Annotated in this window: 12 protein-coding genes; 9 read left to right on the top strand and 3 right to left on the bottom strand. The window is 67.9% G+C overall.

Going from position 1 to position 14,076, the window contains the following annotated elements; translation table 11 throughout:
* The first annotated feature begins 28 nt into the window (after positions 1-28).
* A complete protein-coding gene (locus Q1K09_RS08595; protein ID WP_300344733.1) occupies positions 29-478 on the top strand; it encodes a SufE family protein in 450 nt (149 codons plus the stop codon).
* Here the strand turns inward: Q1K09_RS08595 and Q1K09_RS08590 are convergent.
* Positions 475-1,836, bottom strand: a complete 1,362-nt coding sequence (locus Q1K09_RS08590) for an alpha/beta fold hydrolase (protein ID WP_300344731.1) — start codon at positions 1,834-1,836, stop codon at positions 475-477. The two genes, Q1K09_RS08595 and Q1K09_RS08590, sit on opposite strands and share 4 nt — an antisense overlap.
* 62 nt (positions 1,837-1,898) lie before the next feature.
* Between Q1K09_RS08590 and msrB the strand changes: the two genes are divergently transcribed.
* The 6 genes from msrB (at position 1,899) to Q1K09_RS08560 (ending at position 8,032) form a co-directional block, all read left to right on the top strand.
* Complete coding sequence (gene msrB, locus Q1K09_RS08585) at positions 1,899-2,303, top strand: peptide-methionine (R)-S-oxide reductase MsrB (protein WP_300344729.1); 405 nt, start codon at positions 1,899-1,901, stop codon at positions 2,301-2,303.
* Positions 2,303-3,364, top strand: coding sequence for a beta-eliminating lyase-related protein (locus Q1K09_RS08580; RefSeq protein WP_300344726.1), 1,062 nt, complete (start codon positions 2,303-2,305; stop codon positions 3,362-3,364). The genes msrB and Q1K09_RS08580 overlap by 1 nt, the downstream gene beginning before the upstream one ends.
* A 68-nt stretch (positions 3,365-3,432) precedes the next feature.
* On the top strand, positions 3,433-4,137 hold the full coding sequence (locus tag Q1K09_RS08575; protein ID WP_366909229.1) for a DUF3000 domain-containing protein: 705 nt from the start codon (positions 3,433-3,435) through the stop codon (positions 4,135-4,137).
* A complete protein-coding gene (locus Q1K09_RS08570) occupies positions 4,137-5,375 on the top strand; it encodes an HRDC domain-containing protein (RefSeq protein ID WP_300344723.1) in 1,239 nt (412 codons plus the stop codon). The genes Q1K09_RS08575 and Q1K09_RS08570 overlap by 1 nt, the downstream gene beginning before the upstream one ends.
* A gap of 109 nt (positions 5,376-5,484) precedes the next feature.
* Positions 5,485-7,602, top strand: a complete 2,118-nt coding sequence (locus tag Q1K09_RS08565; RefSeq protein WP_300344721.1) for a 3-hydroxyacyl-CoA dehydrogenase NAD-binding domain-containing protein — start codon at positions 5,485-5,487, stop codon at positions 7,600-7,602.
* Positions 7,603-7,639: 37 nt separating this feature from the next.
* The gene (locus Q1K09_RS08560; RefSeq protein ID WP_300344718.1) at positions 7,640-8,032 is read left to right on the top strand and encodes a Rieske (2Fe-2S) protein; all 393 of its coding nucleotides are present in this window, start codon (positions 7,640-7,642) and stop codon (positions 8,030-8,032) included.
* Positions 8,033-8,039: 7 nt separating this feature from the next.
* Here the strand turns inward: Q1K09_RS08560 and dxs are convergent, their stop codons facing one another.
* Both dxs and Q1K09_RS08550 read right to left on the bottom strand, forming a co-directional pair.
* Complete coding sequence (gene dxs, locus Q1K09_RS08555; protein WP_300344716.1) at positions 8,040-10,040, bottom strand: 1-deoxy-D-xylulose-5-phosphate synthase; 2,001 nt, start codon at positions 10,038-10,040, stop codon at positions 8,040-8,042.
* A gap of 31 nt (positions 10,041-10,071) precedes the next feature.
* Positions 10,072-11,193: a glycosyltransferase family 4 protein gene (locus Q1K09_RS08550; protein WP_300344714.1), complete on the bottom strand. Its 1,122-nt coding sequence runs from the start codon at positions 11,191-11,193 to the stop codon at positions 10,072-10,074.
* Between the two features lie 134 nt (positions 11,194-11,327).
* Between Q1K09_RS08550 and Q1K09_RS08545 the strand changes: the two genes are divergently transcribed.
* Together Q1K09_RS08545 and Q1K09_RS08540 are read left to right on the top strand one after the other, a co-directional pair.
* Positions 11,328-13,469, top strand: coding sequence for a glycogen debranching N-terminal domain-containing protein (locus Q1K09_RS08545; RefSeq protein ID WP_300344711.1), 2,142 nt, complete (start codon positions 11,328-11,330; stop codon positions 13,467-13,469).
* A 7-nt stretch (positions 13,470-13,476) separates the two neighbouring features.
* Positions 13,477-13,806, top strand: a complete 330-nt coding sequence (locus Q1K09_RS08540; RefSeq protein WP_300344709.1) for a MerR family transcriptional regulator — start codon at positions 13,477-13,479, stop codon at positions 13,804-13,806.
* Positions 13,807-14,076 lie beyond the last annotated feature (270 nt).

The following is a 14,076-nucleotide window of genomic DNA, read 5'->3' as shown; positions in this document are numbered from 1 at the left end:
CCCCGCCGCGAGGACTACCCTGGAGACTATGACCCCTACCGCTGATTTGCCGCAGCCCCTGGCGGAGATCGTCGAGGAATTCCACGCCGTCGGCGACCGTGAACGTCTGGAGCTGCTGCTGGAGCTCTCCCGGGAGCTGCCCGAGCTGCCCGAAGCCTACGGAGGCGACTACACCGAGCAGATGGAGCAGGTGGTGGAGTGCCAGACGCCGCTGTTTCTGGCCGTGGAGTACGACGACGACGCCTCCACCGCCGAGCTGATCTTCGCCGCGCCGGCCGAAGCGCCGACCACCCGGGGCTTCGCCTCGATCCTGCAGCAGGGGCTCTCCGGGCTGACCTATGAGCAGATCCTGGCCGTGCCCGATGACCTGCACCAGCGGCTCGGGCTGGCCCAGGCCATCACCCCGCTGCGGCTGCGCGGTATGAGTGCGATGCTCGGGCGCATCAAACGCAATGTGCGCGAGCACATCGCTGTCTAATCCCGGTCTGAGGCCAGGTCTGATCCCTCAGGACGCTGGCCCGGCTGAGGGCGGTCGAACAGGTCCTGCACCCAGCGGATCACGCTGCGCTCCCACCGCCGCGGATCATAGTTCCACTCTTTGACGTGCTTGGCGCGGTTGAAGGGCACAAAATGGACCAGTGAGTTCCGCTGGGCCAGCTCCCGGCTGGGACCGTAGGGGACGACGTCGTCGTCGATGCTGTGCAGGATCAGGGTGCGCACGTGCAGCTGATCGGCACGGTCGATCCAGTTCAGCACCTTCAGGTCCACCGGTGAGGCCAGGCCGGTGACCCTGCGACCTGCCCGGTTGGAGATGAACCACCGAGTCAGCCGGCCGATCGGATCGGGGATCTTCAGCGCCCTGGCCTGATAGGCCAGCACGTCGATCCAGTCGATCACCGGGCCGGTGAGCACCTGACCTGCGATATGGATGGCCAGCGGAGACCGATCGGCGACCTGCAGGCAGATGGCGCCACCCATGGACCATCCGAAGAGCACCACCTCCCGGGCTCCGTGCTCCAGGGCGTAGCGGATGGCGGCCTCGACGTCCTCCCATTCGGTCACGCCCAGCCCGTACTTGCCGTCCGGGGCGGCGGGGGCCTCACCGTCATTGCGGTAGGAGATCAGCAGCGAATCGATGCCCAGCTCCGCGGCAGCCGGAAGCGCCTTGATGCCCTCAGTGCGCAGCCCGCCGCGGCCGTGGACCATGATCGCCCAGATGCCGCGGCCGGCCAGTGGAGCCTGCGGGTCGGAGGCCGGCACGTACCAGGCCGGGGCCGGGCCGCCGGGCAGGTCCAGGATGACGTCGTCGTATTCGTATCCGGCCTCCTGCGGCGTCAGATACGGAACCGAGGACCACCAGCCGCGCACTGCGGTGCGCAGGTCTCCGCCGTGGACCGCCTCCACCCTGCGGGCCAGCGTGCCGTCCCGGGGCGTGAAGCTGGTGATGCTCCCGATCCGCGCAAACGACTTGCCGCCGTGGAAGTAGAGTCCGTAGACGCCGTCGACCACAGTCTCATCGGTGGCCGGCAGAATCACCTCGTCGCCGTCGGGCCCATGCACCACCGCCAGGATCTCCAGGTCCTCCACCCGCTCCTTCACCGGGGTGACCACCACCCGGGCGAAGTACCCGGCGATCGCCGAAGCCACCGCGGTCAGCGTCATCCCGGCGGCCAGTCCGGTGCCTGCTCCCAGGGTGACCGCCCGCACCCAGGGCGTGGGCTCCGGCTCCCGGCCGGCAGCCCGCAGCAGCGCCTTAGCCTGCCGCTCACCGCGCAGTCGGGCCCACTCAGCACCGGCGGCGGCCCGTTTCAGTCCGCCTCGCAGATCCCGGTTCATAGACCTCCCAGAATGCTCGCACCGTCACGATCCACCTTACGCCTCGGACGTAGGATGGAGGTATGAGCGACGATCCGTTCCGCAACAGACTCACCGACTTGGAATACCACGTGCTGCGCGAGGGCGGCACCGAACGCCCGTACACCGGGGAGTACTGGGACAATAAGGAGCCGGGCACCTATTTCTGCCGGGCCTGCGGAGCCGAACTGTTCGACTCCGAGACCAAATTCGACTCCCGCTGCGGCTGGCCGAGCTTCTACCAGCCGGCTGAAGGATCGAACGTGACCTATCTGAAGGACACATCCATGGGAATGCAGCGGATCGAGGTTCGCTGCGGCTCCTGCGATTCGCACCTGGGCCACGTCTTCGAGGGCGAGGGGTTCAATACGCCCACCGATCTGCGCTACTGCATCAATTCGGTCTCGATGACCTTCCAGCCCGCCGGCAGCGCGGAGCAGGACGGCTGATGGGCAAGCAGCGCAGCACCGCCGAGACCAGCCTGGATCCCTCCTTCGCCTCAGACAATACGGCCGGAGTCTGCCCGGAGATCCTCCAGGCGCTGACCACCGTCAACCACGGCCCCGCCCTGCCCTACGGTGCCGACGACGCCACAGCGCGGCTGCAGCAGTGGGCCCAGCGCGAGTTCGGACCGCAAGCGGAGATCTACCCGGTCTTCAACGGCACCGGAGCCAATGTGGTGGCCCTGCAGGCGCTGCTGCCCCGCTGGGGCGCGGCGATCTGCGCCCAGGGGGCGCATGTGAACAATGACGAGGGAGCCGCCCCGGAGCGGCTGGGCGCAGTGAAGCTGCTGCCCCGCCCCGGCGCCGAAGGCAAGCTCACCCCGCAGGACATCGGCGCGGAGGTCGGTGCGCTCGGCTTCGTCCACGCAGCCCAGCCGCTGGCCGTCTCGGTGACCCAGTCCACCGAGGTGGGCACGCTCTACAGCCTGGATGAGCTCTCTGCCCTGGCCGAGGCGGCCCATGCCCACGGCATGAGCCTGCACGTGGACGGTGCCCGGCTCTCCAATGCGGCCGCGGCCCTGGGGGTGAGTCTGGGCGAGGCGACCGCCGGCGCAGGCGCGGACATCGTCTCCTTGGGCGGAACCAAGAACGGGGCGCTGGCTGCCGAGGCGGTGGTGGTCATCAATCCCGACCGGGTGCGCGGCACCGACTACATCCGCAAGTTCTCCATGCAGCTGGCCAGCAAGCAGCGCTACATCTCCGCCCAGCTGCTGGAGCTGTTCAGCACTGATCTGTGGCGCCGCAACGCGGAGCACGCCAACCGGTGCGCCGCTGAGCTGGCAGCCCGGCTCAGCGCTCTTCAGGGAGTGCGGCTCTCCGGAGCCACCCCGGTCAACGCCGTCTTCCCGGAGGTGTCAGCTGAGATCGCATCCCGCATCCAGGCGCGCTACCTGGCTCATGTGTGGGGGACCGCACCCAGCGGCAATCCGGTGCTGCGTCTGATGTGCTCCTGGCAGACCCGGCAAGAGGACATTGACGCGCTGCTGGCCGTCGCCGCAGGAGAGTAGGCGAGCAGTCAAGGCCAGCGCGGCGCGCCTGACCGGCCCAGCACAGGCGGCTCCCTAGGCTGGAGGACGTGAGCGTATTCGGCCCGTTGGGCGACCCAGCCGCGCACACATCGCAGGCGGCCGCAGGCCGGGGACCGCAGATCCGCACCCCCGGCATTGAGGATGTGCCCGAATCATTCCGCGCTGCCCTGACCCAGCTGCGGCGGGCGCAGCCCCGGCAGGAGGCGGTAGTGGCTGAAGTGCCCGCTCCCCGGAGACTGGCTCCCTTCGCCGTCGCACTGCGAGCCGAGATCGCCTCGCCCGAGGCGAAGGTCTCCTCCGCCCATCCGGTAGCCCGCCTGCGGCCGACTGCCAATGAGGAGGAGATCCTGGCCACCGGGCGGATGATTCTGCTGCACGACCCCGCCGGCCAGCAGAGCTGGGGCGGGGACTTCCGGGTGGTGATCTATATCCGGGCGGAGCTGGAGCCTGAGATGGGCAATGACCCGCTGCTGGCCTCAGTGGCCTGGACCTGGCTGTGCGAGGCCCTGGAGGCTCACGGGGTGGCATACTCGCATGCCGGCGGCACTGCTACGCGCATCCTCTCGGAGTCCTTCGGATCGCTGCAGAACCGCCAGGCCAGCAATGACGTGGAGCTGCGCGCCTCGTGGACACCGGCGGACACCTCCTTCGGCACCCACCTGGAGGCCTGGGCGGATATGGCCTGCTCCTTCGCCGGGCTGCCCCCGGTGCCTGACGGCGTCGTCGCTCTTCCTCATATTCGGAGAAGCTAGTGACCCTCACTCCCCCGCCCGACCCCGACACGCTGCCGCTGCTCACCGAACCCGACGACGGCGTCCCCGCGGTCATTGAGACTGAGCGGGGGCTGCTGCGCGCCGCAGACGCCCTGGCCGCAGGAAGCGGGCCGGTGGCAGTGGACGCCGAACGTGCCTCGGGGTTCCGGTACGGGCAGCGCGCCTTCCTGGTCCAGCTCAAACGCGAGGGCTCAGGGATCTGGCTGATCGACCCCGAGCCCTTCGACACGCTGCTGCCGGCGCAGGAGGCGCTGGACGACGCCGAGTGGGTGCTGCACGCCGCCGGGCAGGACCTGCCGTGCCTGGCGGAGCTGGGTATGCATCCCCCCAGCCTCTTCGACACGGAGGTGGCCGCGCGGATGGCCGGTCTGCCACGGGTGGGCCTCGGCGCCGTCGTCGAGCACCTGCTGGGCCTGCGGCTGGCCAAGGAGCACTCCGCGGCCGACTGGTCCCGCCGGCCGCTGCCGGCCGAATGGCTGCGCTACGCCGCCCTGGATGTGGAGCTGCTCCTGGGGCTGCGTGAGAAGCTGCAGGAGCTGCTCGTCGCCCAGGGCAAGGCAGATTGGGCCGCCGAGGAGTTCGAGCACCTGCGCACGGCCCGTCCTGCCGCGGTGCCGCGCAGCGAGCGGTGGCGGAAGACCAGCGGCATCAACAAGCTGAAGTCCGTCCGCAGCCTGGCAGTGCTGCGTGAGCTCTGGAACGCCCGGGAGTCCCTGGCGGAGAAGAAGGACGTCGCCCCCGGACGTCTGCTGCCCGACTCAGCCCTGGTGGCCGCCGCCGAGGTCATGCCGCGCACCGTACCGCAGCTGCTCTCCGTGCCGGGGTTCCACGGACGGGCGGCGAAGCGAGAGGCCCCCCGGTGGCTGCGGGCGGTCCAGGCCGGCGTCGCCACTGAAGACCTCCCCGTCAGGCAGCGGCCCAGCGGCAGCCCCCCTCCCCCGCGGACCTGGAAGGACCGCAATCCGCTGGCCTACCGGCAGTACCGCACAGCCAAACTGCGCCTGGGCCGGCGGGCGGAGCAGCTGCGCATTATGCCGGACACCCTGCTGGCCCCCGCCGTGCTGAAGCAGCTCTGCTGGGAAGCGCCTGAGCCGGTGGACCTGAACACGGTCACTGAGGGTCTGCGCCGGTGCGGAGCCAGGGAATGGCAGATCGAGCAGACCGCAGCCATTATTGCGGTGGCGCTGCTGGAGCCGGAGCCGATGGAGAATCTCTGAGCCGAGCCGGTTCGGCAGTCCCGCATGAGAGATGCTGTGGCGGGGCGTATTACTCGTCGGTAGGATGTGATCTGCCACGCACGTACGTCACCACCCCAGGAGTCTGACTATGCCGCACAATCTGTCCCGCTACGCCGATCTGCCTCACCAGTTCGAAGGTGAGACTGTCACCCACAGCCGGCTGGAGGACATCCAGCTCCCCGAGGGTGCAGGAACCTTGGCGGTCATCCGGCTGGACAACGGTGCCGGCAAGCGGCCCAATACCCTGGGACCGGCATCTCTGATGGAGTTCGGAGAGGCTGTGGCCTCCCAGTACTCCCGAGCCGAGGCCGGAGAGATTGTGGGCCTGGCAGTCACCGGCACCCCCGGAAAATTTGCTGCCGGTGCCGACATCGTCTCCGCCCGCCAGCTGGGCAGCCCCGAACGCGCCGCAGGCATGGCCGAACTGGGGCATGAGGTCTACAACCTGCTGGATGACTTCCCCGCCCCGACCTTTGCCTTCATCTCCGGAGCAGCCCTGGGCGGCGGCCTGGAGATCGCGCTGCCGGCCGACTACCGGACCATCTCTGATCAGGTCCGAGCCGTCGGCCTGCCGGAGACCTTCCTGGGCCTGGTGCCCGGTTGGGGAGGCATCTACCGGCTTCCGCGGCTGATCGGTCCCGAGGCCGCGGCTGAGGTGATCTTCACCAATCCGCTGAACAACAACCGCTCGCTGAAGGCCAAGCAGGCCTATGAGCTCGGCATCGCCGACGCCCTGTTCACCGACGAGACCTTTGAAGCCGATTCTCTGGCCTTCGCCGCCGAGGTGCTGCGCGGTGGCGAGACGGCACAGAAGATCGCAGCTCGGCGGGAGGTCGATACCAGCGACGCCGCGTGGCAGCGGGCTGCTCAGCGGGCGAAGAAGACCATTGCCGCAAAGACCGGGGACACCGCGCCGGCCCCGCTGCGGGCCCTTGAGCTCTTCGAGCAGGTCCCCCACCGCAGCCGGGAGGAGGACCGGGCCGAAGAGGTCCGGGCCCTGGGAGACCTGCTGATCTCTGACGAGTTCCGCAACGTCGTCTACGCGTTCATGGAGCTGGTGCAGAAGCGGGCGAAGAAGCCTGCCGGGGTGCCGGCGGCGGCCCCGGCAGAGATCCGCACGGTGGGTGTGGTCGGTGCCGGGCTCATGGCCTCCCAGCTCGCCATGGTCTTCGCCCAGCATCTGCAGGTGCCCGTCGTGCTCACTGATCTGGACTCCGAGCGGGTGGACAAGGCACTGGAGTGGATCCGCCAGCAGGCGACCAAGCAGGCCGAGAAGGGCCGGATCTCTGCGGAGCAGGCCCAGGCTCTTGCCGGGCTGGTCACCGGATCCACCGACAAGTCCGTCTACGCCGATGCCGACTTGGTGATCGAGGCGGTCTTCGAGGAGATCGGGGTGAAGAAGCAGGTCTTCGCCGAGCTGGAGGAGATCGTGGACCCGGGGACCATCCTGGCCACCAATACCTCCTCCCTGTCGGTGACGGAGATGGCCGCTGATCTGAAGCACCCCGAACGTGTGATCGGATTCCACTTCTTCAACCCGGTGCCGGTGATGCCGCTGGTGGAGATCGCCCGGACTCCGAAGACCGCCGACGAGCCGATCGCCACCGCCTTCGACCTGGCCGCGAAGCTGCGCAAGACACCGGTGCTGACCAAGGACTCCACCGCATTCGTGGTCAATCGCATCCTGCTGCGGATGATGGCGGAGGTGCAGAAGGCCTTCGACGAGGGCACGGACCCGGACACCATCGATGAGGCGCTGAAGCCGCTGGCGCTGCCGATGAGTCCCTTCGACCTGTTGGCCATGGTTGGCATCCCGGTGGCTCAGCACGTCACCGAATCGCTGCACTCCAGCTTCGGGGACCGCTTCCACGTCTCGAAGAACCTGCAGGCGCTCATCGACCACGGAGTCACCGAGATCCGCAGCACCGATGAGGACGGACGGACATACATCAAGGACTCCACGCGGGCGCTGATGCAGATCGGCAGCAGTCCGAAGACCGCCGAGGAGGTCTTCGCCACCGTCACCGAAGCACTGGCCGAGGAGATCGATCTGATGCTGCAGGAGCAGGTCGTCGCCTCGGTGAAGGACATCGACCTGTGCCTGATCCTGGGGGCCGGCTGGCCCTTCCACCGCGGAGGCATCACGCCCTATCTGGACCAGCTGGGAGTCAGCACCCGGGTGACCGGACGCAGGTTCCACGGCTGAATGAACCCGGCAGCTGCGCGGCGGTAGCATGGGGGGCATGGCTTCCACCTGCTGCCGCCGCGAGTTTCTCGGCTACGGATGTCTGGGCGCCTCAGCACTGGCGCTGACCGCCTGCGGCGGTGAGGAGGAGCCTTCGGGCTGGACGGATCTGATTCGGCTGGACGAGGTTCCCTCCGGCTCTGCGGTGAAGGTCTCCGCCGGGGACAGGGAGCTGCTGGTCCACCGCTCCGCCGAGGACGAGGTGCAGGTGCTCTCGGCAGTGTGTCCGCATCAGGGATGCGCTGTGGAGGTGGACTCCCAGCGGTACGTCTGCCCGTGCCACGACTCCCAGTTCGAGCTCGACGGCGAACTGATCGCCGGCCCGGCCCAGCAGGGCCTGGAGACGGTGACCTCACGCGTGGAGGGCGGTATGGTGCGCGCGGAGCTCTGAGCGCTGCTCAGCCGCGGCCGCTGCGGAAAGCCGGAATCTCGCCGGTGGGCACATCCTCTCCCGGCAGCCGCCGGGCGAAGGGCACTTTGGTGCCCAGCACCTGGGCGACGGTGTCCTGGGCGATCTGCGCGGCGGTGAGCCCGACGCGCTGCAGCACGTCGTTGCGCGATCCGTGGCCCAGAAACTCCACCGGCAGTCCCACTTCGTTCAGCGCCGTGTCCACGCCTGCCTCGCGCATGGTCTGCCGGATGCGGGAGCCCACCCCGCCGGCGCGCACACCGTCCTCGATGCAGACCACAATCCGGTGACGCGCCGCCAGCGAGACCACTGAGTCGGGCACCGGCAGCACCCACCGCGGATCCACCACTGTGGAGGTGATGCCCTGGTCCTCCAGCCGGCGGGCCAGCTCCAGGGAGAGTTCCCCCATCGTGCCGACCGAGACGATCAGCACGTCATTGGACCAGGAGCCGTCGTCGTCGGCTTCGGTGCTGGTCGCCAGCAGGTCAGTGCCATCGGCCAGCCGCTGCAGAGCATCTATCTCATCATTGACCGACCCCTTGGAGAACCGCACCACCGTGGGCGCGTCCTCGACGGCGACGGCCTCACGCAGCTCCTCGCGCAGCCGCGTGGAGTCCCGGGGTGCGGCGATCTGCATTCCCGGCACCATCTGCAGCAGCGAAAGGTCCCACATACCGTGGTGGCTGGGCCCATCGGGTCCGGTCACCCCGGCCCTGTCCAGCACAAAGGTCACCCCGGCGCGGTGCAGCGCCACATCCATGAGCACCTGGTCGAAGGCGCGGTTGAGGAAAGTGGCGTAGACCGCCACCACTGGGTGCATGCCCGCGTAGGCCAGTCCCGCCGCGGAGGCGACCGCATGCTGCTCGGCTATCCCGACGTCGACCACCCGCTGCGGGTGCCGGGCCGCCATCGTGCGCAGCCCCACGGGGATGAGCATGGCGCCGGTGAGGGCCACGATGTCGTCGCGCTCATCGGCGATGGCGGCGATCTCCTCTTCGAACACTGAGGTCCAGGAGCGCGCGGAGCCGCGGCTGACGGCTTCACCGGTCTCCGGGTCGATGACGCCGACTGCGTGGAACTGGTCAGCCTCATCGGCGCGGGCAGGGGCGTAGCCGCGGCCCTTTTCGGTGATCGCATGAACGATCACCGGACCGCCGTAGCTGCGGGCATCGGCCAGCGCCTCCTCCAGGGCCTGCTGGTCGTGTCCGTCGACGGGGCCGATGTACTTCATGCCCAGGTCCTCGAAGAGCCCCTGGGGCGCCCAGAAGTCCTTGGCGCCCTTCTTGGCAGCATGCAGACTGCGGTAGACCATCTGGCTGACCGCTCCCCCACGCTGCAGCCGCTGCTTGGTGCCGTCCATCACGGTCTCGTAGACCGGGTGGGTGCGGACCTTGTCCAGCACGCCGCGGCGCAGTTTGGAGAGCTGATCGGCGATGCCTCCCACCGTGGGCGCGTAGCTGCGGCCATTGTCATTGACCACAATGACCACTCGCCGGTCCTTATCGGCGGCGATGTTGTTCAGCGCCTCCCAGGCCATCCCGCCGGTCAGGGCTCCGTCGCCGATGATGGGAACTACGTACCGGTCGCCTTCGCCGTTGAGCTTCCGGGCTCGGGAGATGCCGTCGGCCCAGGCCAATGAGCTGGAGGCGTGGGAGGACTCGACAATGTCGTGGACCGACTCGGAGCGGTCCGGGTAGCCGGAGAGCCCGCCGGCCTGCCGCAGCGTGGAGAAGTCTTGGCGTCCGGTCAGCAGCTTGTGGACATAGGACTGGTGGCCGGTGTCGAAGATGATGGAGTCCCGCGGGGAGTCGAAGATCCGGTGGACCGCCATGGTCAGCTCCACGACTCCCAGATTCGGGCCCAGGTGGCCGCCGGTGGCTGAGACGTTGCTGATCAGGAACTCGCGGATCTCCCCGGCGAGCCGCTCCAACTGCTCTCCGGTGAGCTTGGAGAGGTCCTGCGGTGTGCGGACCGTCTGCAGAATGCTCATCTGACCAGTCTACCCAGCCGCCGGCGGCACGTCAGAGGGACTGCGAGGCGAGGTCCTGAATATTCTGGGTGCCTTCCACCAGGGTTCGGTAGATCCGCTCGTAGCGTTCGGCCATCACCGGCAGGTCGAACTGCTGCTCGGCCCAGGAGCGGACCCGCCGGGGGTCGAGGGCCTCCGCCTTCTCCACCGCAGCCGGGAGATCCTCCAACCGGTCGACGATGATGCCGCTGATGCCGTCGGCGACCACCTCCGGCACGCTGCCGCGGCAGGTGGCCACCACCGGGGTGCCGCAGGCCATGGCTTCGGCCATCACCATGCCGAAGGGCTCCTCCCACTGAATCGGGAAGAGGAACGCCGATGCTTGAGAGAACAGCTCACGCTTCAGCACGGCATCGGCCTCCCCCACATATTCGGCATCCGTTCCCAGCAGCGGCTCCACCTCCGCGGCGAAATAGTCCTTCTCCAGGCTCTCGCTGAGCTTTCCGGCCAGGACGATGCGTCGCCCGGCGGCCCGTGCTGCCTCAATCGCCAGGTGTGCTCCCTTATCCGGACTGAAGCGCCCCAGCCAGAGCAGGAAGTCCTGCTTGTCCTGCCGGAAGGGAAAGCTGGCGACGTCGACTGCATTGTGCACAGTGCCGATCCAGTTCAGATCCGGCGCCAGACGCCTCTGAGCGTCGGAGATGGCTACAACGTCCACAGCGGTGCCCAGCCGGCGGAAGTACTCACCGTTGAGGCCGGCGACCGGCCCGTGCATGGTGGTCACAGTGGGAACCCGTCGGCCACGTGCCAGCAGTGGGCCCGCCAGCGAATGATCGTGGACGATGTCGCAGCCGACCGCGTCCAGGCTCTGAGCCGTCACCGTCGCGCTGATCGCCTCCGGCAGGGCGCTGGACCCCAGCAGCTCGCTGGGTGGGTGCTCGAAGACTCGGATGTGACGCTGGGCGCGGGTGCCGTTGGGTCCGGAGGAGATCAGCGTCACCTCGTGCCCGCGCAGCACCAGCTGGTCCACCAGCGCCGCCACCACAGCTTCAGTGCCGCCGTATCCGCTCGGCGGCAGCTGAAACCAGGGCGGGGCGACCATTCCGATGCGCAGCGGGAGTGTGGACTCCTCGATGCCGACAGTGTTCTCCGGGATCTCGGCAGCAATGGACATCGCGTGGAACGCCTCCATGAAGGGTCAGGACGGGAGATCGCATTACCTGCAACTTCACTGAGATGGAAGTTGCAACTGTAGTTGTAACGAATATGCTGTTGGTATGCAAGCGACTCGAAAGGAGAATCCTGCCGATGACCGCTGAGTCTCCCCCAGCGCACACCGATGAGGTGCGTCCCTCAGGCCTGCCTCAGGTGGCACTGCCGCAGCACCAGGTCACGCTGGTGGAGGGCTCGACCTTCTGCGTCTGCACCACCAGCGGAGAGATCCGCCCCGGACGCGCCGAGGGTCTCTTTGTGCGTGACACCCGGGTGATCTCGCAATGGGAGCTGCGTCTGGACGGCGAGCTGCTGGAGCCGCTGACCGTCATACCCGGTGAGCCGTTCGAGCAGCGCTTCATCTCCCGCGCACCCGCCCGCCAGGGCCGGGCAGAACCCACCCTGATTGTGGAGCGCCGGCGCCTGGTCGGGCAGGGCATGCGCGAAGACATCACGGTGCGCAACTATGCCTCAGAGGCAGCGGGGATCGACCTCACTCTGACAGTGGGCGCAGATTTTGCTGATCTGTTCCAGGTCAAGGAGCAGCGGGGGCTGCCGTCCGGGTCGGTCACCCACAGCCAGGCCGGCAGTGATCTGCTGTTCGTCTCTCACCGCGGGACTGAACGGCGCGGCGTGCGGATCACTGCGCCCGGAGCCGTGGCGTCCCCCTACACCCTGACCCACCGGGCGGTGGTGCCGCCCCTCGGGTCCTGGAGCACCACGGTGAGTGTTCACCCTTCGGCAAGCGGCCAGGAGATGGATGCCGTATTCCCCGCAGGCCAGGCTGTCGAAGCAACGCAGCCGGCTCGCCGGATGCACAGCTGGCGGGAGGCCACGCCGCGTATCAGCGTAGAGAACACGGTGGTGGCGCAGGCGCTGAGCATCAGCGAACAGGACTTGGGGGCGCTGCGGATCAGAGATCCGGAGCATCCAGACGACGAGGCGGTGGCAGCAGGTGCGCCCTGGTTCATGGCTCTCTTCGGCCGGGACTCCCTGCTGACCTCCTGGATGCTGCTGCCCTTTGCACCCGAGCTGGTGCTGGGCACCCTGACGATGCTCGCCAGGCTCCAGGGCGCAGAGGCGGATCCGATGACCGAGGAGGAGCCGGGCAAGATCCTCCATGAGGTGCGGCGCGGAGCGGACCTCTCCCTGGCCCTGGGTGGGCAGAGCGTCTATTACGGATCCATCGACTCCACACCGCTGTTCCTCATGCTCGCCGCCCGTGCTATGCGCTGGGGAGCGCCCGCCGAGGTGCTGCTGCGCCTGCAGCCTGCCGTGCGCGCGGCAGCTGAGTGGCTGGTTCGATTCGGCGACCGCGACGGTGATGGCTTCATCGAGTATCAGCGAAGCTCGGACCGGGGGCTGCTGAACCAGGGCTGGAAGGACAGCCATGACTCCATGATCAGCGAAGGCGGTGTGCCCGCCCAGCCACCGATCGCCTTGGCTGAGGTCCAGGGCTACAGCTATGCCGCCTATCTGGCCGTGGCGGAGTTGGAGGAGTTCTGGGGCCGCGCAGACGACGCCGCACGCTGGCGCCAGCGAGCCGCAGAGCTCAAGCAGCGCTTTCACGAGGCCTTCTGGATGCCCCGTCGCGGCTTCTACGCAATTGCGCTGGACGGGAACAAGCAGCAGGTGGACGCGGTGAGCTCCAATATCGGCCACTGTCTGTGGACAGGACTGATCGACCAGCAGCAGGCGCCCGCCGTCGTCGATCAGCTGGTGGGCGAGGACCTCTTCAGCGGCTTCGGCATCCGAACCCGCTCGGCCCGCTCATCCGCGTTCAATCCGGTCAGCTACCACAACGGCTCCGTCTGGCCCCATGACACAGTGCTGGCTGCTGCAGGGATGAAGCAGTATGGATTCCACGACGCCGCTGCGGCGGTCCTCAGCGGACTCACCGACGCCTTGGAGGCTTTCGGCGGACGGCTGCCGGAGCTCTTCTGCGGCTTTCAGCGTTCGGACATGCCGGTGCCGGTTCCCTACCCCACCTCCTGCTCACCCCAGGCCTGGGCGGCGGCAGTGCCGTTCGAGATGCTGCGCCTCTCCTTGGGCTTGGAGGTGGATGTGCGCCGGGGCCGGGTCAGCGCCCAGGCGCCTCCTGCGCTCTTCGGCACTGTGCGCATCACCGAGATTCCTCTCGGTGAGTCCGGCAGCTTCACCGTGCTCGCCGACCAGCGCGGTGTGGAGTTCCTCGACCTTCCCGAAGGGGTGCAGGCTGCCCAGCCCGCTACACTGTGAGGCTGAGATGACTGAGAAAGACGCTCCGCAGCGCCGAACAAACAGGGACGCACTGGTTGAGGACCGCACTGCGCCCTTCTACACCATAGGGCAGGTTGCCGACCTTCTGGGAGTCCAGCCGGCGGCCCTGCGACGGTTGGATGAGCAGCAGATCGTGTCCCCTGAGCGCTCCGATGGGGGCCAGCGCCGCTATTCGCAGCAGGAGGTCGAGCAGCTCAGAGAGGTCGTCGCCCTGACCGATGAGGGCGTGACCCTCCCCGGGGTCCGGAAAGTCCTGCAGCTGCAGCAGCAGGTGGAGGAGCTGAAAGAGGAAGTTGCCGAGCTGAAGAACCGGTGAACGCGTAGGGACCCCGGCAGCGCCGGGGTCCCTACGTGAGCTGACAGCCGGTGGCTAGTTCTGGCTCACCAGCTGGCGGAGGACGTACTGAGACATGCTTCGATGACCAAGCTTGCCGAAATTGGAATGCGGGGCTGATGCAGGAACAGGTGACATCTGATGTTTAGCACCGCTGGTGCTGGGCAGGAGAGGATGTCTCTATGGCAGGAAAGTACCCGGTGGAGTTCCGGGAGGATGTTGTCGCGGTCGCGAAGAACCGCGAGGCCGGTG

The organism is Nesterenkonia sp. (assembly GCF_029265375.1).
GTDB lineage: Bacteria > Actinomycetota > Actinomycetes > Actinomycetales > Micrococcaceae > Nesterenkonia.
This window is presented reverse-complemented; position numbering and strand designations above follow the sequence as displayed.

What these genes read in the sequence shown, in the direction of transcription:
- Q1K09_RS08580 (WP_300344726.1), top strand. Translation starts at nt 2,303, where the DNA reads ATGGGCAAGCAGCGCAGCACCGCCGAGACCAGCCTGGATCCCTCCTTC.
- Q1K09_RS08550 (WP_300344714.1), bottom strand. Translation starts at nt 11,193, where the DNA reads ATGTCCATTGCTGCCGAGATCCCGGAGAACACTGTCGGCATCGAGGAG.
- Q1K09_RS08595 (WP_300344733.1), top strand. Translation starts at nt 29, where the DNA reads ATGACCCCTACCGCTGATTTGCCGCAGCCCCTGGCGGAGATCGTCGAG.
- Q1K09_RS08540 (WP_300344709.1), top strand. Translation starts at nt 13,477, where the DNA reads ATGACTGAGAAAGACGCTCCGCAGCGCCGAACAAACAGGGACGCACTG.
- Q1K09_RS08565 (WP_300344721.1), top strand. Translation starts at nt 5,485, where the DNA reads ATGCCGCACAATCTGTCCCGCTACGCCGATCTGCCTCACCAGTTCGAA.
- dxs (WP_300344716.1), bottom strand. Translation starts at nt 10,040, where the DNA reads ATGAGCATTCTGCAGACGGTCCGCACACCGCAGGACCTCTCCAAGCTC.
- Q1K09_RS08590 (WP_300344731.1), bottom strand. Translation starts at nt 1,836, where the DNA reads ATGAACCGGGATCTGCGAGGCGGACTGAAACGGGCCGCCGCCGGTGCT.
- Q1K09_RS08545 (WP_300344711.1), top strand. Translation starts at nt 11,328, where the DNA reads ATGACCGCTGAGTCTCCCCCAGCGCACACCGATGAGGTGCGTCCCTCA.
- Q1K09_RS08560 (WP_300344718.1), top strand. Translation starts at nt 7,640, where the DNA reads ATGGCTTCCACCTGCTGCCGCCGCGAGTTTCTCGGCTACGGATGTCTG.
- msrB (WP_300344729.1), top strand. Translation starts at nt 1,899, where the DNA reads ATGAGCGACGATCCGTTCCGCAACAGACTCACCGACTTGGAATACCAC.